Origin of the sequence: Alloyangia pacifica (assembly GCF_003111685.1) — a bacterium.
GTDB classification, from domain to species: domain Bacteria; phylum Pseudomonadota; class Alphaproteobacteria; order Rhodobacterales; family Rhodobacteraceae; genus Salipiger; species Salipiger pacificus_A.
Window position 1 is genome coordinate 298,913 of record NZ_CP022189.1, and the last position, 21,369, is coordinate 320,281.

Consider the following 21,369-nt stretch of genomic DNA (forward strand, 5'->3'; position numbering starts at 1 on the left):
GGGTCGGGCGCCATTGCCTGACCGTGAGACTCTGTGTGCCTCAGTGGAGACCGTGGATCAAAGGGAAATCCCTATTCCTGCGCTGGAGTCAGGGTATTTTGCGCAGCCTCCATGCTGCATGCGCAAAATCGCGGCATCAGCCTTCGCGCGGCTCAAAAATGCGGCCATCGAAAAATCCGTCAGGGCCGAGAAACAGCCGGCCTGATTCCGAGGCGACGGGGAGCCGTGTGGTCAGGCTGCCCTCGAGCTTCGACGAGGCGCCGGGCAGATCGGCGCTGGTTCCGGCCAGCGCGGCGCGGTGCAGGTCCGAGCGGAAGGTGGCGCGGGCGGCCCCAGCCGCGGCCACGGGGTCGAGCCGCGCGCGGGCGGCAAGCTGGCGGCCGATCCATTCGGCCTGGCTGCGCCAGGGGAACGTGGCGGCGCCGTCGTGGAATTCGAGCATCCGCGGGACCTGCCGTTCCTCGCCCTGCGCCGAGATGACCATCCGCCCGGTGAGCGCCCGGTCGAGCACTTCGGCGGGCACCCCGAGGTAGTCGGGCCGACTGAGGATCTCGGAGGCGAGCGAGCGCGAGGCGGGCTCCGCGAGCCAGCGGCCGGCGCGCCAGGTGGCGCGGATCAGCCGGCTCAGCAAGGACTGCTCGGTCTCGGCCCAGTCGCTGCGGACTGCCAGTACCTTTTCCGGGGCGAAGGACCAGATCGCGGTGCCCGGCAGCAAGAGCGCGCCGACACCGTTTTCCACCGCGATGCTGCCCCATGGCTCGCCGACGCAGAAAGCGTCGATCTCGCCCGCCTCCAGGGCATCGGCCATGAGCGGCGGCGGCACGGTGCGCACCTGCAGCGCCTCGGGCACCGACAGGCCAAGCGCCGAGAGCCAGTAGTAGAGCAGCTCGGCGTGCATCGAAAAGGGGAAGGGAACGCCAATGCGCAATGTCTCGTCGGTGGCGGCGATCAGCGCCTCGCCCGCGGCGCGGGCGTCGTCGAAGCCGAAGTCGTGGCCCTGCGTCCGCAGCTTCTCGGCCAGTGCGTTGCTGACGCCGATGACATTGCCATTGACCGAGAGCACCGAAACCGCCGAGAGCGGCACACCGGCGCCGCCAAGACCCAGCGCGCTCGCCACCGGCACCGGCGAGAGCATGTGGGCGGCATCCACCCGCCCGAAACTGAGCATGTCGCGCAGGCTCGACCACGAGGGCGCGCGCTTGAGCTCGAGGGCGATGCCTTCCTCGGCGGCATAGCCCATCTCCTGCGCGATGATCAGCGGCGCGGAATCGGTGAGCGGGATGAACCCGACAGGCAGCGTGGTGGTCTTCATCCCAGCAGCCCCGCCGCAGTCACCAGCGCCTGCGCCACGTCGGCGACACGCTTGCCCTGGTCCATCGCGGCCTTGCGCAAGAGCGCATAGGCCTCGTCCTCGCCGACGCCTCTGGCCTTCATCAGCATGCCCTTGGCGCGGTCGATCACCTTGCGCTCTTCGAGCGCGCGCTTGGTCTCGGCCAGTTCGGTGCGCATGCGCTGGAACATGCGGAAGCGGGCGATGGCGGCGTCGAGCACCGGCTTCACCCGCTGCGGCGTCAGCCCGTCGACCACATAGGCCGAAACCCCCGCCTCGATCGCCGCGTCGGTAAGCCCGTCGCCGGAGCGGTCGACGAACATCGCGACCGGGCGCTCGAGCGGGCCGGAGGCGAGCGCCAGCTCCTCGAGCATATCGCGCGAGGGGCTTTCCAGATCGATCAGCACCACGTCGGGGCTGAGCTGCTGGATGCGCCGGGCAAGGCCGGGGATTTCCGAGACGACGTGGATGTCGAACTCGCCGGCTTCGCGCAGGCTCTGCTGGATCAGCAGGGCGCGTTCCCGGTCGGTTTCCACGATGGCGATGGAGAGTGAGGCGGAGGACATGGCTCCTATCGGCCACGCCGGCGCGGGGGTTGTAAAGCTGGCGCACGCGCGGAAGGTGCTACGAAATGAGCAGCCGATGAAATATTGGGCGGTTGGGCGCCGCGGGTCTGTCAGGGAGGGGGCCGCGAGGGCACTGCCCGCGTCGCGCACGGCGCCCACCCCTGGGTACAGCGCCGCCTGGAAGACGCAGCGATTCAGAGATCGAAGAGCGCGGCGCCGAGATAGGCGGGGGCGAGCAGGGCGCGGCGGAAGCGGCCAAGCGGGAAGCGGCTCGGCGGCGTCTGCAGCGCGACGGGATAGGGGGTGCGGGGGGATTTGCCCTGCACGAGATCGGCCAGCATCAGGCCGGCGTGGCTGCCCATGGCGACGCCGTTGCCGTGAAAACCCATGCCGGCGAAAAGCCCGGGGTGATCGGGGACCGCACCGACGAAAGGGGTGAGCCGTGCCATGAGGCAGACGAGGCCGGCCCATTCGTGGCTGATCGTCACGTCTCTCCAGGCGGGGAACATGGCGTGGAACTCGCGGCGGATCCTCGCGCTGATCGCCCTTTGCGCACGGGGCGTGGCGGTGAGCCCGCCGCGCATGCCAAAGAGGAAGCGGTTGTCGGGCAGCAGGCGGAAATAGTGCAGCAGCTGACGGGTGTCATAGGCCATCTGGCGCGAGGTCCAGCCTGCGGCGGCACGCTGCATCTCGGTGAGCGGCTCGGTGACGATGACGCTCGACTGCACCGGCATGTAGCGCCCACGCAGCCAGTCGGGAAGGTCCTCGGACGAGTAGCCATTTGTGGCGAGGATCACGCGGTCCGCCGTGAGCGTCGCCTGCGGCGTGCTGAGGTTCCATTTGCCGCCCTCTCGGCGCAGCGCGGTGACCGGGCTGTGGCCGTGCAGCGTGGCGCCCTTTGTCTGGGCGGCGCGGGCGAGGCCGACGTGGTACTTGCGCGGGTTCAGCGCGAAGCCGAGCGGTGTGGTCATGGCGCCGTAGAAGGGCCCGCCGAGCCCCTCGGCGGCCAAGCCCTCCTGCGGGGTGAGCCGGGGTGTGACGGCGTAGAGCGCGGGCGTCGTCTCGGCGTCGGTCTTTAAGGACGCCCATGCGCGGGGCGTATGGGCGAGCAGCGTCTCGCCTTCGGAATGGGTGTCTGCCTCGATGCCATGCGCGGAGATGAGGCCCGCCGCGGTGTCGATGGCGGCGCGCTCGGTCTGGCACCAGGCGCGCAGGCCCTCGTCGCCGAACCGCTTTCGCAGCAGCGCATGGGGCGCCTTGGCGCCACCGAGACAGCAGAAGCCGCCGTTGCGCCCGGAAGCGCCGAAACCCGGGTGGTCGGCCTCGAGCACCGCCACTTCGACGCCGTCCTGCGCGAGATGCAGCGCGGCGGAAAGCCCGGTGAAGCCGCCGCCGATCACCGCCACTTCGACGTGGCGCGGAGCGCTCGGCGCGGCCCAGTCCATCGGCGGCACGGTGTCGGCCCAGAAGCAGGCGCCCTGCGGCCCGTAGGCCGCAGCTTCGTATATGCGTTGCATGGCTGTCTTTCGGTTACTCGGCGCGGATGGCCGCCTGTTCGTCACGCTTTTGCGCCACCGCCGCCCGCTTGGTCAGGATCGAGGCGGTGATGACCCCGATGGTCACGATGGCAATCATGATCGTCGAGAGCGCGTTGATCTGCGGGCTGACGCCGAGGCGCACCGCCGAGAAGATCTTGATCGGCAGGGTCGTGGCCGAGGGGCCGGTGGTGAAGCTGGCGATCACCAGATCGTCGAGCGACAGGGTGAAGGCCAGCAGCCAGCCCGAGATCACCGCGGGCGCGATGATCGGCAGGGTGACCAACCGGAAGGCCTCGAAGGACGAGCAGCCGAGATCCAGCGCCGCCTCTTCCAGCGAGCGGTCGAAGGTGGTCAGCCGCGAGGAGACCACCACCGAGACGTAACACATGGAGAAGGTGGTATGCGCCAGCACGATGGTGAAGACGCCGCGGTCGAGGTTGATGCCGATGAAGAGCAGCAGCAGCGCGAGGCCGGTGATCACCTCGGGCATAACCAGCGGCGCATAGATCATCCCCGAGAACAGCGTGCGCCCGTGGAAGCGCCCGGCACGGACCAGAACGTAGGCGGCCATGGTGCCGAGGATCGTCGCCAGCGTCGAGGAGAAGACCGCCACCTTCAGCGTCACCCATGCGGCGTCGAGGAAGGCCTGATCGCGCAGGAGCTCGCCGTACCATTTGGTCGAGAAACCCGCCCAGACGGTGACGAGACGGCTTTCGTTGAAGCTGTAGAAAACCAGCAGCACCATCGGCAGGTAGAGGAAGGCGAAGCCGAGGGTCAGCGAGACCGTGTTGAACCAGCTGAAGCGTCTCATGCCCGGCCTCCCTTGGTGCGGCCGGCGGTGCGGCGGGTGCGTATTTGGAAAGAGAAGAGGGGGGCGGCGCTCATCCTTCGGCCTCCCGCTGCTTCTGTTCGTTGCGCTGGAAGAGGATGATCGGGATGATCAGGATCAACAGCAGCACCACGGCCACGGCGCTCGCCACCGGCCAGTCGCGGTTCGAGAAGAATTCTTCCCAAAGCACCTTGCCGATCATCAGCGTGTCGGACCCGCCAAGCAGCGAGGGGATGACGAATTCGCCGATGGTAGGGATGAACACCAGGAAACAGCCGGCGATGATGCCGTTGCGCGACAGCGGCCAGGTGACCAGCCAGAAGGCCGCGAAGCGCGAGCAGCCGAGATCCTCGGCTGCCTCGAGCAGCGAGCCGTCGAGCTTTTCCAGCGCCGAGTAGATCGGCAGGATCATGAAGGGCAGGTAGGTGTAGACCACGCCGATGTAGACGGCGGTGGTGGTGTTCATGATCTGCAGCGGCGTGTCGATGATCCCGAGCCACAGCAGCAGCTGATTGAGGACACCCTCGTTCGAGAGGATTCCCATCCACGAGTAGACGCGGATCAGGAAGGAGGTCCAGAACGGCAGGATCACCAGCATCAGCAGAGTCGGGCGCCATTCCTCGGGGGCGCGGGCCATGGCGTAGGCCACCGGGTAGCCGACCAGCAGCGTCAGAAAGGTCGAGATGGCGGCGATCTTCAGCGAGCTGAGATAGGCCTTCCAGTAGAGATCGTCGGTGGTCAGGAAAGTGAAATTCTCGAAGTCGAGCTCGGAGAAGAAGGTCTTCAGCCCTTCCCAGCCGGCGGCGAAATCGAGCTGCGGCGTGTAGGGCGGTCGGGCCAGCGCGATGTCAGAGAGCGAGATCTTCAGGACGATCAGGAAGGGCACCAGGAACAGCGCCAAGAGCCACAGGTAGGGGATCGCGATGAGGGTGAGGCGGCGCATGGCTTACTCCTCGAGCACGACACCGGCGGTGTCGGTGAAGCCGACCCAGACCTCGTCTTCCCAGGTGATCGGGCGGTTGGCGAGTCGGCGGGCATTGACCATCTGCGCCTTGATCATCTGACCGCCGGCGAGTTCGACGTGGTAGGTCGAGATGTTGCCGAGATAGGCGATGTCGATGACCTTGCCGCGGAAGGTGTTGGGGCGGTCGGGCTTGTCGACGTCGATGGTGACCTTCTCGGGGCGGATGGCGAAATGCACGCTCTGTCCGGCCTCGACGCTTTTCGCGGGCGTGGCGAGGATCGGCGGCTGACCCTCGGCCCAGGCGATGCCGGTCTTGGTGCCGGGCTGGGTGGCGCGCCCCTCGATGATGTTCACGTCGCCGATGAAGTCGGCCACGTAGACCGAGTTCGGTGCCTCGTAGATCTCGGCCGGGGTGGCGACCTGCACGAGGTTGCCCTCGTCCATCACCGCGATGCGCGAGGCGACGGTCATCGCCTCTTCCTGGTCGTGGGTGACGATGACGAAGGTTGTGCCGGTCTTTTCCTGGATGTCCATCAGCTCGAACTGGGTCTGCTCGCGCAGTTTCCTGTCGAGCGCGCCGAGCGGCTCATCGAGCAGCAGCAGCTTCGGCGCCTTGGCGAGCGAGCGGGCCAGCGCGACGCGCTGGCGCTGGCCGCCGGAAATCTGGTGCGGCTTGCGCCTGGCGAACTTGGTGAGGCGGGTGAGGCGCAGCATCTCCTCGACGCGGTCGCCGATGAAGGCCTTGTCCTTGCTCTCGCGGCGCAGGCCGAAGGCGATGTTGTCCCAGACCGACAGATGCGGGAAGAGCGCGTAGCTCTGGAACATCATGTTCACCGGGCGCTGGTTCGGCGGCACGTGGCCGATGTCCTTGCCCGACAGGAAGATGTGTCCGGAGGTGGCCGTCTCGAAGCCCGCGAGCATCCGCATCATCGTGGTCTTGCCGCAGCCCGACGGGCCAAGAAGGGCGAAGAACTCGCGTTCGTAGATGTTCAGCGATAGATCGTGGATCGCGGTGAAGTCGCCGAACTTCTTGGTGACGTTGCGAAACTCGATGATCGGTTTCTGGTCCGGGTCGGTCCAGGGTTCGAAGGCGGTCTGAGCCATGCGGAGGGATCCTGTCATGAAAATGGCCCGCCCCTCGGGGAGAGGCGGGCCGGATGTGTCAGGCTCAGGAGCCGGACTTGATCTTGGTCCAGAGGCGGGTGACCACGCGCTGCACCTTCGGCTCATAGGGCGTCGTGGTGAAGAGGTTGTTCAGCGCCTCTTCCGACGGGTAGATCGCCGGGTCGCCGATCACGTCCTCGGCCAGGAACTCCTGCGAGGCCTTGTTGCCGTTGGCGTAGTAGACGTAGTTCGACGCCGCCGCCATGTTCTCGGGATCCATGATGAAGTTCAGGAACTTGTGAGCGCCGTCCGGGTTCGGTGCGTCAACCGGGATGGCCATCTCGTCGAACCACATCTGCGCGCCTTCCTTGGGCGCGTTATAGGCCACCTCGACGCCGTTCTCGGCCTCGGCAGCACGGTCGCGCGCCTGCAGGATGTCACCCGACCAGCCCACGGCCACGCAGATCTCGCCGTTGGCCAGTGCGTTGATGTACTCGGAGGAGTGGAACTTGCGGATGTAGGGGCGGATGGCCATGTAGACCGGCTCGGCCTTGGCGATCACGTCAGGATCGTGGCTATCCGGTTCCTCGCCGATGTACTTCAGCGCGGCCGGGATCATCTCGGAGGGCGCGTCGAGGAAGTAGACGCCGCAGTCTGCCAGCTTTTCCATGTTCTCCGGCTTGAATACCAGATCCCAGCTGTCGATCGGGGCGTCTTCGCCGAGGATTTCCTGCACCTTGGGCACGTTCACGCCAAGGCCGGTGGTGCCCCACATGTAGTTGATCGCGTAGTCGTTGCCGGGGTCGTATTTGGAGGTCCGCTCGGAGATCACGTCCCACATGTTCTCGAGGTTCGGCAGCTTCGACTTGTCGAGCTTCTGGAACGAGCCCGCCGCAATCTGCCGCTGCAGGAAGGTGCCGGTGGGGACGACCACGTCATAGCCCGACCCGCCAGCGAGCATTTTGGTCTCGAGGACCTCGTTGCTGTCGAAAACGTCGTAGATCAGGTCGATGCCGGTCTCCTGCTCGAATTTCTCGAGCAGCGATTCGTCGATGTAGTCGGACCAGTTGTAGACGCGGACTTCTTCGGCCTGGGCCGAGGCGGCCGCAAGCGCAAGGCCCGCGGTGAAAGTGAGAAGAGATGTCTTCATCATGTGCTCCCGTTGGTTGCGGGGTCTTCGACGCCCCGGTTCCCCGAATTTGATCAAATGTTGCATCTCTTGGCAACATCTCGGATGTTTCCACGAGCCGCAACAGCGTGCAAGATAACGTGGCGGCAGAAGTGATCAAATGAAAGGCAACCGATGAATGTTCGGGCAGAAGGCGCGGGCCCCCCGGTCCATGAACAGGTTTACCGGCGTCTGCGCGAGATGGTGCTCTTCGGCGAGCTGGAGCCGGGGCAGGCGGTGACCATCCAGGGGCTCGTCGAACAGCTCGGCGCGGGGATGACCCCGGTGCGCGAAGCGCTGCGCCGGATGATCTCGGAAGGGGCGCTGGCCTTTCGCGGCAACCGCCGGATCATGGTGCCGGTGCTTGACGCGGAGGCGGTGGAGCAACTCCTGCTGGCCCGTGTTGCGCTTGAACCGCAGCTCGCGCGTCGCGCCGCCGAGCGCTGTTCCCCCGAGGATATCGCCCGGCTGCGCGACACCGATGCGCGGCTCGACCACGCCATCGCGCGCGGCGACGTGCGCGGCTATCTCGAAGAGAATCACCGCTTCCACGCCGAGCTCAACGCCATTGCGGATGCGCCGATTCTCACCGAGCTGGTCGAGGGGCTCTGGCTGCGCTTCGGACCTTCGCTGCGGGTGGTCTGCGGCATGTTCGGCACGCGCAACCTGCCGGACCGTCACAAGGACCTTCTCGAGGCGCTGCAGCAGGGCGATGCCAAGGCGGCGGCTGACGCAATGGAAGGCGACGTGGTTCAGGGCATGACCCAGATCCGCGAGGGGCTGGCCTGATTCGAGGGGCGGATCGCGCGAGGGCGATTGACGCGGAATAATTTGATCATATTATCGGCGGCAGCTTTCCGAACAGTCGACCCGAACAATCGAAAGGTGTCCGCCATGACGCTCATCTCCGTGAACTCGCCGACCTCCGAGCTGCAGGCTCTGGATGCGGCGCATCACATGCACCCCTTCACCACGGGCTCGGATCTCGCGCGCCGCGGCGCACGGGTCATCACTCGCGCCGAGGGGTGCTGGCTGACCGACAGCGAAGGCGAACGCATCCTCGACGGCATGGCTGGCCTGTGGTGCGTGAACGCCGGCTACGGGCGCAAGGAACTGGCGCAGGCCGCCGCCCGCCAGATGGAAGAGCTGCCCTATTACAACACCTTCTTCATGACGACCCATGTGCCGGTGATCCAACTCTCGGCAAAGATCGCCGAGCTGGCGCCGGGCGATCTGAACACAGTGTTCTACGCATCGTCGGGCTCCGAGGCGAATGACACCAACATCCGCCTCGTGCGCACCTATTGGGCCGAGAAAGGCGAGCCCGAGCGCGACGTGATCATCAGCCGCTGGAACGGCTACCACGGCTCCTCGGTGGGCTCGGGATCGCTTGGCGGGATGAAGGGCATGCACGCGCAGGGTGGCCTGCCCATCCCCGGTATCCATCACATCGACCAGCCACATTGGTACGCCGAGGGCGGGGACATGACCCCCGAGGAGTTCGGCCTCGAGCGCGCCCGCCAGCTGGAAGCGGCGATCGAGGAGATCGGCCCGCACCGCGTCGGCGCCTTCATCGCGGAACCCATCCAGGGCGCTGGCGGCGTCATCATCCCGCCCGAGACCTACTGGCCGGAAATCACCCGCATCGTGAAGAAATACGGCATCCTGCTGATCGCCGACGAGGTGATCTGCGGCTTCGGGCGCACCGGCAACTGGTTCGGCTCGCAGACCATGGGCATCGAGCCCGACATCATGACCATCGCCAAGGGCCTCAGCTCCGGCTACCAGCCGATCGGCGGTTCGATCCTCTCGGACGAGGTCGCGAGCGTGATCGCCAAGACCGAGTTCAACCACGGCTATACCTACTCGGGCCACCCGGTGGCCTGCGCCGTGGCGCTGGAGAACCTGCGCATCCTCGAGGAGGAGAAGATCGTCGAGCGGGTGCGCGAGGAGACCGGCCCCTACCTCAAGGCGAAGTTCGAGAGCCTGACCGACCACCCGCTGGTCGGCGAGGCGAAGATCGCAGGCATGATGGGCTCGATCGCGCTGACCCCGGACAAATCGGCGCGCGCGCCCTTCGCCGCCGAGGCGGGCACCGCCGGCTACATCACCCGCGAGCGCTGCTTTGCCAACAACCTGATCATGCGCCACGTCTACGACCGGATGATCATCTCGCCGCCGCTGGTGATCTCGAAGGAAGAGATCGACGTGATGATCTCGCGCGCCTGGAAGGCGCTGGACGAGGCGCATGCCGAGCTCAAGGCGCAGGGCCTGATGAAGGCCGGCACCCGCTGAGCACAGAAGAGGGGGCGCTGCGTCCTCGCCCTCCGGGCTGAGCCCCGGGACACTTGATGCCGTAGGAAAGGCCGGGTGCGCGCATGCTCCCGGCCTTTTTCGTTTTTCTATGCGGACATACACATGGGGGGCCGCGCGTCCAACTGGGCGGAGCGGTGCGCCGGTCTGGGCTGGCGGAACGCCGCGGCAGCTCGGCCTGCCCCGGGGCATGAAAAAACCCGGGCGCAAGCGCCCGGGCCAGTTGGTCAAAAGCTGATAGGAAGGAGGAAATCAGCCCTTGGAGAACTCCGGGTATGCCTCCATGCCCAGTTCGGCCATGTCGAGCCCGTTGATCTCGTCTTCTTCCGATACGCGGATGCCGAAGATCATCTTGAGGAGGAACCACAGGACCAGCGACACCACGAAGGTGAAGATGCCGACCACGACGATGCCGTAGATCTGGGTGCCCAAGGAAGCATCGGGGTTGGTGAAGACCACCGCGATGGTCCCCCAGATGCCGCAGATCAGGTGCACCGGGATGGCGCCGACCACGTCGTCGATCTTGATCTTGTCGAGGAACGGAACCGCGAAGACCACGAGGATACCGCCGATTGCGCCGATGATCGTGGCCCCGCCAAGCGTCGGGGTCAGCGGCTCTGCGGTGATCGACACGAGACCAGCCAGCGCGCCGTTCAGCACCATGGTGAGGTCGGGCTTCTTGTACAGAAGCTGGGTCAGGATCATCGCGGCCACGGCACCGCCTGCGGCTGCGGCGTTGGTGTTTGCGAAGATGCGGCTAATGTCGGCGACGTCACCCACAGTGCCCATGGCCAGCTGCGATGCGCCGTTGAAGCCGAACCAGCCGAGCCAGAGGATGAACGTGCCGAGGGTCGCGAGCGCCAGATTCGAGCCCGGGAACGGCGTCACGCGGCCATCCCTGTACTTGCCGATCCGCGGCCCGAGCAGCAGCGCGCCGGCCAGAGCGGCCCAGCCACCCACGGAGTGCACGACGGTCGAGCCTGCGAAGTCGAGGAAGCCTGCGGCATCGAGGAAACCGCCGCCCCATTTCCAGGACGCCTGGAGCGGGTAGATGATCGCGGTCAGCACAACGATGAAGACCATGAACGGCCAGAGCTTGATGCGCTCCGCCAGGGTGCCCGAAACGATGGAGGCGGTGGTGGCGCAGAACATCAGCTGGAAGAAGAAGTCAGAGCCGGTCGAGGCGTAGCCGTAGTCGTCGGCGGCGTCGGCGGTCACGCCCACTGCTTCGAGAACCGCGGTGCCCCAGACGCCCGACAGAACGCCGTCAATCGACCAGGTACCGAGCGGGTACATCAGGTTGTAGCCGATCAGGTAGTAGAAGATCGCGGCGAAGGAGAAGAGCGCCACGTTTTTCATCAGCTGCATGGTGACGTTCTTGGAGCGCACGAGGCCGGCCTCCAGCATCGCAAAGCCCGCGGCCATCCAGAACACCAGGAAACCGCCGATGAGGAACAGCAGCGAGTTGAAGATGAACACCGAGTCGGTCGAGGCATTCACCCCGGCCACAGGACCTTCGTCCTGGGCGAGGCCGAGGCTCGGCAGCGCAATCAGCGCGGCGACCGGAGCCAGCGTCTTGAGAAGTTTCATGTCTTTCTTGTCCCTATCTGTCGTTCCGCAGCTCTCAGAGCGCGTCCGCGTTGGTCTCGCCCGTCCGCACGCGAACGGCTTGCTGCACGTCGAGCACGAAAATCTTGCCGTCACCGATCTTGCCGGTCTGAGCGGTGCTGGTGATCGTCTCGACCACTTGGTCGGCCATGGAGCCGGCGACCACGATCTCGAGTTTGATCTTCGGAACGAAGTTCACCGCGTATTCGGCGCCGCGATAGATTTCCGTGTGACCGGACTGCGAGCCGAAGCCCTTGATTTCCGTGACCATCATGCCGCGCACGCCGATTGCGGTGAGCGCCTCGCGCACCTCCTCGAGCTTGAACGGCTTGATCGTTGCAATGATCAGTTTCACCTTGGTCCCTTTCGGTTCGTGCGGCTCGCAGCTGCGCACCGCATCTCCTGGTTTGTGCATGGGCAGAAAGCCGCTGCCCGCGCGACATGGGAAGGGAAAGCCCCTTGTGCCCCTCCGGATGCCCTCCTATGGAGGTCACAAATCAGGCAGAAAAACGCTAATTGATTAAAAATTAGGCCATCCAAAAAGACAAATATGTGACCGTTTCTCGGTCAACATCAGGCCGCAAAGCCGTTATCCTCCCCCAAAACGCAGATAGGCCGGGCAGGGCAAAATGAGTGATTCAGGGCGCGGCAAAGGCCGTCTGGTGGCCGATCGCCGCTATCCCAATGGTGGCCCAACGGGCAATCGAAAACCGACGGGCAAGGGACAGGGCAAACCCGCCTCCGGAGGAGGAAGCGGCTCGGGAAACGGCAGGGGTCATGGCGGCAAACATGGAAGCGCACAGGGGCGCCGTCGCAGCGCGCCGCGCAAACCCGCGCACCGACCGGCGAAGAAGCGGAACTTTCTCGTCGCCTTCGTGTTGGGCGTCGTGTCTTTCGTGCTGAGCATCGTCTGGCGCATCACGTGGCGGGTGACCGCCGTGGTGGCGCTGCTTCTCGCCCTCGGGGTGGGCTATTTCTATACCAAGCTGCCCCCGGTCGCTGAACTGCTGGACGGACGCGCGCGCGGCTCGGTCACGCTGATCGACCGGAATGGTGCCATCTTTGCCTGGCGTGGCGACCAATTTGGCGGTGCGGTCACCGCGACCAGCGTGTCGAAGCACCTCAAGAACGCGGTGATTGCCACCGAGGACAAGCGCTTCTACCACCATTTCGGCGTCTCGCCGCGCGGCGTGGCCAGCGCCGTCCGCATCAACCTTGCCGAGGGCCGGGGGCCGCTCTCGGGCCATGGCGGCTCGACGATCACCCAGCAGACCGCCAAGCTGCTCTGCATCGGCGTCGAGTATGACCCCAAGGTCTGGAAGTCCGAGGCCGACTACGTGGCCGACTGCCGCGAGTCCTCGCTGGCGCGCAAGGGCAAGGAAGCGCTCTACGCCATGGCGATGGAGCTGAAATACACCAAGGACGAGATCCTCTCGATCTACCTCAACCGCGCCTACATGGGCGGCGGTGCCTACGGTGCAGAGGCCGCGGCAGAGCGCTATTTCGGCAAGCATTCGGCCACGCTCAGCCCGCAGGAGTCGGCGATGCTGGCCGGGCTGTTGACCGCGCCCTCGACCCTGGCGCCCACTAGCGATCTCGAGCGCTCGCAAAACCGCGCCGCGACCGTGCTGCGGCTGATGCGCGACCAAGGCTACCTCAGCGCCGCAGAAGAGCAGCAGGCGCAGGCGCATCCCGCGACCCTCTCGGAGGAGGCACAAAGCAAGACCGGCGGGTATTTCGCCGACTGGGTGATGTCGACCGGCCCGGAATATTTCACCCGCGACACGATGGAAGACGTTGTGATCCGCACCACGCTTGATCCGAAGCTGCAGAAGGCGGCCGAGGACGCGATGAACGAGGTCTACGCCAACAAGGTCAAGGAAGGCTCGAAGGCGCAGGCGGCGATCGTCGTGATGTCTGCGGATGGTGCTGTCCGCGCCATGGTCGGCGGGCGCAAGACCGGCGTGTCGGGGGTGTTCAACCGCGCGACACAGGCCAAGCGCCAGACCGGATCGGCGTTCAAGCCTTTCATCTACGCCACGGCACTCGAGCTGGGCCATTCGCCCTACGATACCGTTGTGGACGAGCCCTTCTGCATGAACGTGCCGGGATCGGGACAATGGTGCCCGCAGAACTACTCCAGGAACTACAAGGGCAAGGTCACGCTGACCGATGCCCTGGCGCATTCGCTGAACATCCCGGCGGTGAAGATCTCGGAATCCGTCGGGCGCGACCTCGTTGCCAAGGTGGCCACGGGCTTCGGCATCAAATCCGAAGTGAACAGCTCTCCGGCCATGGCGCTTGGCACCTCCGAGGCGTCGCTGCTCGAGATGACCGGGGCCTATGCGGGCATCCTCAACGGGGGCTCGGCGGTGACCCCCTACGGGCTGGTCGACTTGCGCCTGAAGGGCGACGACGAGGTGCTCATGGGGACAGGCGGCGGCATCCGCGAGCGGGTGATCCAGCCCGAGGCGGCCGGCCAGTTGATCTGGATGATGGAGGATGTGGTCAATGGCGGCACCGGCGGGCGGGCAAAACTGCCTGACCGCGAGGTCGCGGGAAAGACCGGCACCTCGAATGACGCGCGCGACGCCTGGTTCATCGGCTTCACCGCCGACTACGTGGTCGGTGTCTGGATGGGCAACGACGACAACTCGCCGCTCACCGGGGTGACCGGCGGCGGTCTGCCGGCCGAAATCTGGCGCGAGACCATGCTGCGCGTCACCGAGGGCACCGAGGCCAAGCCGCTGCCCGCCATCGCGCCGGAGCCGCCACGACAGGTGGCGCAGCCCCAGCCTCAGCCGAAACGCCAGCCCGAGCGGCAGCGCCGCGACAACATCATCCAGCAGGTCATCCGCGACTTGCTCGGGGGCGGGTGACGCGCGGGGGGCGACACCTTCCTGCGAACGAAGGCGCAAAAGCCATCGACCGCTTTTGCACCTAGGCTTGACCTGAGCGCCCGGCGCGGACATGAGAGGCGAAATCCCGCAAAAGGAGACGCCCCCATGTCCGCAGCCGTGTCCGACGACCGCCTGATCGTTGCCCTTGACGTGCCCAATGCCCTCGAGGGGCTGAGAATTGCCGAGGAGATCGGCGACGCCGTTTCCTTCTACAAGATCGGCCTCGGCATGCTGACGGGCGGCGGGCTAGCGCTGGCCAATGAGCTCAAGCAGGAGCACGGCAAGCGCATCTTCCTCGACATGAAGTTCTTCGACATCGGTCAGACGGTCGAGAATGCGGTGCGCGGCATCGCGCAGTTCGATCTCGACTTTCTCACGGTGCATGGCGACCCGCATGTGGTGCGCGCCGCAAAGGAGGGCGCCGCGGGCAAGGACCTGAAAATCCTTGCGGTCACCATCCTCACCTCGCTCGACCGTGGCGACCTCGACGCCAGCCTGATCCTGCCCGGCGATATCGATGATCTGGTGGTGGAGCGCGCGGCCCGTGCCTTCGAGGCCGGGGCCGACGGCATCATCGCATCGCCCAACGAGGCCGCTCGTATCCGCGCGCTGCCCGAGGCCGAAGGAAAGCTCATCGTCACCCCCGGAGTCCGCCCGGCGGGCAGCGCCGATGACGACCAGAAGCGGATCGCGACTCCGGCCAGCGCCATTGCCGCGGGCGCCGATCACATCGTCGTCGGTCGGCCGGTCTGGCGCGCGCCCTCGCCGCGGGCTGCGGCGCTGGCGATCAATGCCGAGCTGGCCTCGCCGCAGGCGCAGCGCCCGAACAGGGGGTGATCCGGGCTTGATCCGGGGCCGGCGGGGGGCTAACCAGACATTATGACACGTCCGATGCCCCTTGCGACTCTCTGGTGGCCCGCCTGACATAGGCGGCCCGACGTATCATGTTTTCCAATGAGGCCGCCGCATCGGGCGGCCTTATTTGATGAAGATACCCATCAACTTCCCCATGCGGCGACCTCCTGTCCAGACAAGGAGATTCCCATGGACCAGACCACCCTGACCCGCCCCAAAGCCGACATCCCTCCTGTGGCCAAGCCGGTCATCCTCACCGGCGACCGCACCACCGGCCCGCTGCACATCGGCCATTACGCCGGTTCGCTGAAGAACCGGCTGGCGCTGCAGGACACGCACCGACAGTTCCTGTTGCTCGCCGACACGCAGGCGTTGACCGACAACGCCCATGACATCGGCAAGGTGCGGCGCAACGTGCTCGAAGTCGCCTGCGATTATCTTGCCGTCGGCATAGACCCCGCCAAGACAACGATCTGCCTGCAGTCGCACCTGCCGGCGCTGGCCGAACTGTCGATGCTCTACCTCAATTTCGTCACCGTCGCCCGGCTCGAGCGCAATCCGACGATCAAGGACGAGATCCGCGCCCGCGGCTTCGGCCGCGACATTCCCGCCGGGTTCCTCTGCTATCCCGCCGCGCAGGCCGCGGACATCACCGCCTTCAAGGCCACCGTGGTGCCGGTGGGCGAGGACCAGGCGCCGCTGATCGAGCAATGCAACGAGATCGCCCGCCGGGTGAACGCGGCGGCGGGGCGTGCGGTGCTGCCCGAGGCACAGGCGCTGATTCCGGAGGCAGGCCGCCTGCCGGGTATCGACGGGCGCGCCAAGATGAGCAAGTCGGGCGGCAATGCGATCACCCTGTCCGCTTCGGAGGACGAGATCAGCCGGGCGGTGCGCGCCATGTTCACCGATCCGGGCCACCTGCGGGTGGAGGACCCCGGCAAAGTCGAGGGCAATGTGGTGTTCACGTATCTCGACGCCTTCGACTCGGAGAAAGTCGAGGTCGCGGCGCTGAAGGACCAATACCGGCGCGGAGGGCTCGGCGATGCGGTGCTGAAGCGACGGCTCGAGGACCTTCTGCAGGCGCTGCTGGCACCGATTCGGGCGCGGCGGGCCGAGGTGGCCTCCGATCCTGCCCAGATGCACCGGATGATTGCAGAAGGCACACAGCTTGCGCGCGAGGTCACCGAGGCGACCAAGCGCGCGGTGATGGATGCGCTGGGGCTGTTCCGGCTCTGAGCAAGGTGGGGGGTGAGGGGCGGGGGAGGCTCCCCTCAGTCCTCGTTGATGTCGCGGGTCCAGACCTTGGTCTGGCCCTTGCGCACCCCCATGACGCGCCGCAGCAGCGCCCAGGCGAGGGCGGCGACCACGGCGCAGATCAAGAGCAGCATTGGCCAGCCAGTGGAAAGGCCGAAAAGAAGCAGCACACCCACCACCCCCGCGCCGATGGCGAAGCCGAGAAAGACATAGGCCGGGCTGAGCACCTCGAGGACCAGCAGGACCAGGGCGGCCGCCATCCAGACCCACCAGAGCTGAATCATGGCTTGCGTCCCGTGAGCAGGGTGAAGGCGTCGGCGAAGGCGTCGAGCGCGTTTGCGGGCAGCACGATGGTCTGTTTGCCGTCCCCAGAACCAAGCGCCACCAATGCCTCGACCTGCTTGAGGGCCACTTGGTACTGCGCCGCCTCGAGCCCGTTCTTGGCGATGGCCTCGGCCACCACCTGCGTCGCATAGGCCTCAGCCTCGGCCGAGACCCGGCGCGCCTTGGCCGCCTGCTCGGTGGCGTAGAGATCGGCGTCGGCGGCCAGCTCGACGGCGCGCTTGCGGCCCTCGGCCTCGGTCACCTGTGCGCGGCGGGCACGCTCGGCGTTGAGTTGCTGTAGCATGGCATCGCGGGTCTGCTGGTCGAGGTTCACGTCGAGGATCTCGGCCCGCGTCACCTCGATCCCCCAGTTGTCTACCGCGTCCTCGACATTGCCCTTGATGGTGGAGATCAACGCCGCTCGGTTCGACTGCACTTCGTCGAGCTCCATCTTGCCGATCTCGGCGCGGACGATACCGGCGACAGTGGTGGCGATGGCGGCGTCGACGTCGCGGATCCGGTAGACGGTCTTCTCCGGTTCGAGGATGCGGTAGAAAACCGAGGTCTCGACCTGCACCAGCACGTTATCGGCGGTGATCGCATCCTGGCTGGCATTGGGAAGTTGCCGCTCGAGGATCGAGACCTTGTGCGCCACCCGGTCGAGGAAGGGCACGATGAAGTTGATCCCCGGCCCGAGCACCGCGCGCAGTCGGCCGAAGCGCTCGACCACGTGTTTCTCGGATTGCGGTACGATGCGCACGCCGAGCAGCACGCAGAGAACCAGGAAGCCCGCGAGCAATAGCACCACGAGATTTCCGCCTATGAGATCCAGCAACAACTCATCCAGGCTCATTGCGCGTTCCCTTTTCCTTCCTGCAGGCTCGGCCGCCGCATGACCGGCGCCGCGGCGCCCCGTCCCCGCGATATTTCCGCCTAGAACAGAGCGCCTTGCGTCGACTATGCCCCGGCGTCTGCCGCTGGGAAAGGGGCTTGGAAAGAGCACGCGCAGACAGCGCTCACGGGGTTTGCACGGGACCGTGCCGGGCCGGGCGGGGAACTGCGCGGCGGATATCCGCGTTTCTTGCCCAACAGGAGACATGCCATGACCGAGATGCAGACACAGATCGGCGAGATGCGCTACAACGCCGCCGAGGAACAATTCGAAGCCCTTGTGACCTTTCATTCAAGCGCCGGGCGCACCCGCGTGGCCAGCAGCTTCAAGGCACCGGTGACCACCCAGCCCGACGTTGCCGAGCAGGTGCTCGTCTCGCGCGCCCGTGCGCTGCTCGATCGCAATGACGCTTTGATGGCGCGTACGCCGCCCCTGCCGTCGGAGAGGGTGCGGCGCCCGCGCGAAGTGGCGCTGCAGCGGGCGAGGCCGGGCTGGCTGTCGCTGTTCCGCGCTGCCTGACATCTTGGCACCGCGCGCGGGGTGATGCCGTCACCTGGCGGCGCGGCTGTCCATGTAGCGGCGCAGGACAGCGCGGAAATGCGGGATGGCATCCTCGCGGGAGATGAACTCCTCGGGGGGCATCATCATCCAGCCTTCGCCCTCGCCGCCCCAGACCACATCTCGAGCGAGTTCGGCGGGCAAATGTGCCGCGTAGTACCACAGGCCGTCGTGCAGCTGCTCCCAGCTCACCGCGTCGGGGGGAAGATCGAGCCCGATTTCCTCGACCGTCTCGCGCAGGGCGCATTCGAGACCGGTCTCGCCGGGCTCGCGTGTGCCGCCGGGGAAGTCGAGATAGCCGGGCCAAGGGATGCCTTCGGTATGGTCGCGCCGCAGGATCAGCAGATCGCTGCCGAGAAAGAGGATGAGCTTGGCGCCTCTAAATTCCATCATGTCTCCGGGCAATGGCACTGCTACTGGGGAAGGCTTATAGTGCCGAGGTAACACCTGTTGCCGGAATTGCCACCCATGCCCGCGCTTTGCCGCGATTGCCTCGCCGAATTCGAACACGGAACGCGCTGCCCGAACTGCGGACGCCCTCGGATCGTGCGCCATGACGAGCTTTGGGACCTTTCGATCGCGCACATGGATTGCGACGCCTTCTACGCCACGGTGGAGAAACGCGAAAATCCCGAACTGGCCGACAAGCCTGTGATCGTCGGAGGCGGCAAGCGCGGGGTGGTCTCGACCGCCTGTTATGTCGCGCGCATTCGCGGTGTGCGCTCAGCGATGCCGATGTTCCAGGCGCTGAAGCTCTGCCCCGACGCGGTGGTCGTCAAGCCGCGGATGGAGCTTTATGTCGAGGTCTCGCGGCAGATACGCGCGCTGATGGAGGAGCTGACCCCCTCCATCGAGCCGCTGTCGCTGGACGAGGCCTTTCTCGATCTCACCGGCACGGCGCGGCTGCATGGTCACCCGCCGGCGGTGATGATGGCGCGGCTTGTAAAGCGCATGCGCGAAGAGCTGGGCGTCACAGGATCGCTCGGACTTTCTCACAACAAGTTCCTCGCCAAGATCGCCTCGGATCTCGACAAGCCGCACGGGTTTTCGGTGATCGGCAAGGCGGAGACGGCGGAGTTTTTGCGCCCGAAGTCGGTACGCATGATCTGGGGGGTCGGCATGGCTTCGCAGGAGGCGCTGGAGCGCGCGGGGATCCGCACCTTCGAGGACCTGCTGCGCTGGGAGCAGCGCGATCTGATCGCGCGCTTCGGCTCGATGGGGCAGCGGCTCTACCATCTCGCCCGAGGTGAGGACACGCGGAGGGTGATGCGCAACGCGCCGATCAAGTCGATTTCGAACGAGACCACCTTCAATGAGGACACCGGCGATCACGACCTGCTCGACGGGCATCTGTGGCGGATGTGCGAGAAGGTCGCGGACAGGGCCAAGGCCAAGGCGCTGGCAGGGCGGGTGGTGACGCTTAAGGTCAAGCGGTCGGACTTCAAGCTGATCACCCGGCGCCAGTCACTGGGCGATGCCACGCAGATGGCGGACCGTATCTACCGCGTGGCCCGGGGTATGCTCGACGGGCTGGAGCGGCAGGGCCCGTGGCGGCTTTTGGGGGCGGGGATATCCGAGCTTGTGAGCGCCGAGCAGGCGGACCGTGGGGGTGATCTGCTGGACCCGGACGCCGGCAAGCGCGCGGCGGCGGAGCGGGCCACAGATGCGATCCGCGCCCGCTTCGGCGATACGGCGATCGTCAAAGGCCGGGCGCTGCGCTGAGCTCAGCTGCCGCGGCTCAGAAGCTCGTCCTCTTCGTCCTCTGGATCATAGCCGAGCGCCTCCAGCCCGGCCTCGAGGTTGTCGGCCAGATGCGGCGTGCCGATCAGGTAGTCGGCGGTCGGGGTGGAGGCTTCCGAGAGGGCGGTGCGGTAAGCCTCACCCCATTCGTCGGCATCGAAGGCCTCGCGGCCGATCCACATCACCGCGACCAGCGCGGCCTGTTCCTCTTCGCTCATGCGGTCGATGAAGCCGCGCAACTCGCCCTCGGCCCGGTCAATCTCGCGGGCCATCAGGATCACGGCGGCAACCGTGCGGACGCTGATTTCTTCCATGGCGCGTCTCCTTTCGTCCCACACACCATGGCGAGAAGCGTACACCCCGACCTTGATCTGCGACAAGAAGCTCGTGGCCGGGAACGGAGGGTCAGTAGGGAAGCAGCAGGGCGCGGCCGAGCACGTCGAGCGCGCTCTCGGCGAGCTGCTCGTGCACGGCGCTGCGTTCCTCGGCGGTGCTGCCGCAGAGCGCCGGATCGCCGCCTTCCTCTTCCAGCAGCTTGGCACCGCCGGGGGTGCAGAGGGCGAAGAGATCGTAAAGATCGGCGCCCTCCAGCGGCAGCACCTCGATGCCGGCCTGGGCGGCGAGACGTGCCTCGCCCGGGGCGGGTTCGTCGAGGCCGAAGATCGTCATCTGGGCGCCGCGCTCGGCCAAGCTGGCGGCGCGAAACTCGGCGAGATACTCGGGCGCAATGGCCAGGACCGCGCGCACCCGTGGATCCTGCCGGGACAGGGTCAGGGCCTGCGGGTCGACACTCGCGGGATCGATGCCGCCGGAGGCAAACCACTCGCAGTCCGTCGAAGGATGCGCCGTCCAGCAATTGCGCGCATAGGCGCCCTCATCGATCATGCCGCCGGCGAGCATCATCGCCGCGGTGCCGCCGAGCGCCACGCCGGCGACCGCCACACGGGTCTCGTCGATGCGCATCTGCCAGTCGGGATCGTTGAGCAGCAGGTCGAGCGCCTGCCCCAGCTCCGCCGGGCGGCGCCAGATCTCGCCGAGCGCGGTGGCCGGATCGCGCGGGCGCTGGCCACTTACCTCGGCGACAATATAGCCGCCCTCGGCCAGCCGCGCGGCAAGCCAGGCGCCGCTCTGCTCGGACGAGCGCCGCCCGCCGTGCGAGAGAAGAACCAGCGGCAGCTTTCCAGGAAGCGGCGAGGCCTCGCGCTGCGCGGGGGTGCCTTCGAAGACGGCGTTGCGGCCGACCAGTTCCGAGGCGCCGCCGCCGGTCTGCGCGGGATACCAGATGGTCATCGACACGCCGCGGCCAAAGTTCGCCTCTGGGCGGATCATGCTGCTGACCCCGACACCGGTCTTGTCGCCCGCGGCATGGCCGGGAACTGCAAGAAGGGCCGCAAGCGCGAGGCCGGTCAGGCGGGCAAGCATCCGA

General features: G+C 66.4%; 21 protein-coding genes. 7 read left to right on the plus strand and 14 right to left on the minus strand.

Annotated elements, in window-relative coordinates; all coding sequences use genetic code 11:
* Positions 1-136: 136 nt before the first annotated feature.
* The 7 genes from CEW88_RS01365 to CEW88_RS01395 all read right to left on the minus strand — a co-directional run bounded on the left by CEW88_RS01365 (position 137) and on the right by CEW88_RS01395 (position 7,481).
* Positions 137-1,312, minus strand: coding sequence for a CmpA/NrtA family ABC transporter substrate-binding protein (locus CEW88_RS01365; protein WP_108964351.1), 1,176 nt, complete (start codon positions 1,310-1,312; stop codon positions 137-139).
* Positions 1,309-1,896 (minus strand): ANTAR domain-containing response regulator, encoded by a 588-nt coding sequence (locus tag CEW88_RS01370; protein WP_108964352.1) that lies wholly within the window; start codon positions 1,894-1,896, stop codon positions 1,309-1,311. The genes CEW88_RS01365 and CEW88_RS01370 overlap by 4 nt, the downstream gene beginning before the upstream one ends.
* Before the next feature lie 194 nt (positions 1,897-2,090).
* Positions 2,091-3,413 carry an NAD(P)/FAD-dependent oxidoreductase gene (locus CEW88_RS01375; protein WP_108964353.1) on the minus strand — a complete coding sequence of 441 codons (1,323 nt, stop codon included), beginning with the start codon at positions 3,411-3,413 and terminating at the stop codon, positions 2,091-2,093.
* A 13-nt stretch (positions 3,414-3,426) separates the two neighbouring features.
* Positions 3,427-4,245, minus strand: coding sequence for an ABC transporter permease (locus CEW88_RS01380; protein ID WP_108964354.1), 819 nt, complete (start codon positions 4,243-4,245; stop codon positions 3,427-3,429).
* Between the two features lie 70 nt (positions 4,246-4,315).
* Entirely contained in the window at positions 4,316-5,206 is an 891-nt protein-coding gene (locus CEW88_RS01385; RefSeq protein WP_108964355.1) for an ABC transporter permease subunit, read from the minus strand.
* A gap of 3 nt (positions 5,207-5,209) precedes the next feature.
* Complete coding sequence (locus CEW88_RS01390) at positions 5,210-6,331, minus strand: ABC transporter ATP-binding protein (protein WP_108964356.1); 1,122 nt, start codon at positions 6,329-6,331, stop codon at positions 5,210-5,212.
* Positions 6,332-6,395: 64 nt separating this feature from the next.
* On the minus strand, positions 6,396-7,481 hold the full coding sequence (locus CEW88_RS01395; RefSeq protein ID WP_108967473.1) for a polyamine ABC transporter substrate-binding protein: 1,086 nt from the start codon (positions 7,479-7,481) through the stop codon (positions 6,396-6,398).
* A 153-nt stretch (positions 7,482-7,634) separates the two neighbouring features.
* Between CEW88_RS01395 and CEW88_RS01400 the strand changes: the two genes are divergently transcribed.
* Both CEW88_RS01400 and CEW88_RS01405 read left to right on the plus strand, forming a co-directional pair.
* Entirely contained in the window at positions 7,635-8,288 is a 654-nt protein-coding gene (locus CEW88_RS01400; RefSeq protein ID WP_108964357.1) for a GntR family transcriptional regulator, read from the plus strand.
* 105 nt (positions 8,289-8,393) lie between these two features.
* The gene (locus CEW88_RS01405; RefSeq protein ID WP_108964358.1) at positions 8,394-9,794 is read left to right on the plus strand and encodes an aspartate aminotransferase family protein; all 1,401 of its coding nucleotides are present in this window, start codon (positions 8,394-8,396) and stop codon (positions 9,792-9,794) included.
* Between the two features lie 270 nt (positions 9,795-10,064).
* Here the strand turns inward: CEW88_RS01405 and amt are convergent, their stop codons facing one another.
* Both amt and CEW88_RS01415 read right to left on the minus strand, forming a co-directional pair.
* On the minus strand, positions 10,065-11,402 hold the full coding sequence (gene amt / locus CEW88_RS01410; RefSeq protein WP_108964359.1) for an ammonium transporter: 1,338 nt from the start codon (positions 11,400-11,402) through the stop codon (positions 10,065-10,067).
* Positions 11,403-11,436: 34 nt separating this feature from the next.
* A complete protein-coding gene (locus tag CEW88_RS01415) occupies positions 11,437-11,775 on the minus strand; it encodes a P-II family nitrogen regulator (RefSeq protein ID WP_066103691.1) in 339 nt (112 codons plus the stop codon).
* Positions 11,776-12,049: 274 nt separating this feature from the next.
* On the opposite strand from CEW88_RS01415, the gene CEW88_RS01420 reads away from it, so the two are divergent.
* The 3 genes from CEW88_RS01420 to trpS all read left to right on the plus strand — a co-directional run bounded on the left by CEW88_RS01420 (position 12,050) and on the right by trpS (position 16,411).
* Positions 12,050-14,299 (plus strand): transglycosylase domain-containing protein, encoded by a 2,250-nt coding sequence (locus tag CEW88_RS01420; protein ID WP_108964360.1) that lies wholly within the window; start codon positions 12,050-12,052, stop codon positions 14,297-14,299.
* A 126-nt stretch (positions 14,300-14,425) separates the two neighbouring features.
* Positions 14,426-15,157, plus strand: a complete 732-nt coding sequence (gene pyrF, locus CEW88_RS01425) for an orotidine-5'-phosphate decarboxylase (RefSeq protein ID WP_108964361.1) — start codon at positions 14,426-14,428, stop codon at positions 15,155-15,157.
* 207 nt (positions 15,158-15,364) lie between these two features.
* Positions 15,365-16,411 carry a tryptophan--tRNA ligase gene (gene trpS / locus CEW88_RS01430; protein ID WP_368074597.1) on the plus strand — a complete coding sequence of 349 codons (1,047 nt, stop codon included), beginning with the start codon at positions 15,365-15,367 and terminating at the stop codon, positions 16,409-16,411.
* Between the two features lie 35 nt (positions 16,412-16,446).
* Here the strand turns inward: trpS and CEW88_RS01435 are convergent, their stop codons facing one another.
* Together CEW88_RS01435 and CEW88_RS01440 are read right to left on the minus strand one after the other, a co-directional pair.
* Entirely contained in the window at positions 16,447-16,713 is a 267-nt protein-coding gene (locus CEW88_RS01435) for a hypothetical protein (RefSeq protein WP_108964362.1), read from the minus strand.
* Positions 16,710-17,606: an SPFH domain-containing protein gene (locus tag CEW88_RS01440; RefSeq protein WP_108964363.1), complete on the minus strand. Its 897-nt coding sequence runs from the start codon at positions 17,604-17,606 to the stop codon at positions 16,710-16,712. Before CEW88_RS01440 ends, CEW88_RS01435 begins: the two co-directional genes overlap by 4 nt.
* 249 nt (positions 17,607-17,855) lie before the next feature.
* On the opposite strand from CEW88_RS01440, the gene CEW88_RS01445 reads away from it, so the two are divergent.
* Complete coding sequence (locus tag CEW88_RS01445; RefSeq protein WP_108964364.1) at positions 17,856-18,164, plus strand: hypothetical protein; 309 nt, start codon at positions 17,856-17,858, stop codon at positions 18,162-18,164.
* 30 nt (positions 18,165-18,194) lie between these two features.
* Here CEW88_RS01445 and CEW88_RS01450 read toward each other — a convergent pair whose 3' ends face one another.
* Complete coding sequence (locus tag CEW88_RS01450; protein ID WP_368074598.1) at positions 18,195-18,596, minus strand: NUDIX domain-containing protein; 402 nt, start codon at positions 18,594-18,596, stop codon at positions 18,195-18,197.
* Positions 18,597-18,671: 75 nt separating this feature from the next.
* Here CEW88_RS01450 and CEW88_RS01455 point away from each other — a divergent pair, with 75 nt between their 5' ends.
* Positions 18,672-19,925 (plus strand): DNA polymerase IV, encoded by a 1,254-nt coding sequence (locus CEW88_RS01455; protein WP_108964366.1) that lies wholly within the window; start codon positions 18,672-18,674, stop codon positions 19,923-19,925.
* 2 nt (positions 19,926-19,927) lie between these two features.
* On the opposite strand, the gene CEW88_RS01460 is transcribed toward CEW88_RS01455, so the two are convergent.
* Both CEW88_RS01460 and CEW88_RS01465 read right to left on the minus strand, forming a co-directional pair.
* Entirely contained in the window at positions 19,928-20,257 is a 330-nt protein-coding gene (locus tag CEW88_RS01460; protein ID WP_108964367.1) for a DUF3775 domain-containing protein, read from the minus strand.
* A 91-nt stretch (positions 20,258-20,348) separates the two neighbouring features.
* Entirely contained in the window at positions 20,349-21,365 is a 1,017-nt protein-coding gene (locus CEW88_RS01465; protein ID WP_108964368.1) for an alpha/beta hydrolase family protein, read from the minus strand.
* Positions 21,366-21,369: the final 4 nt, after the last annotated feature.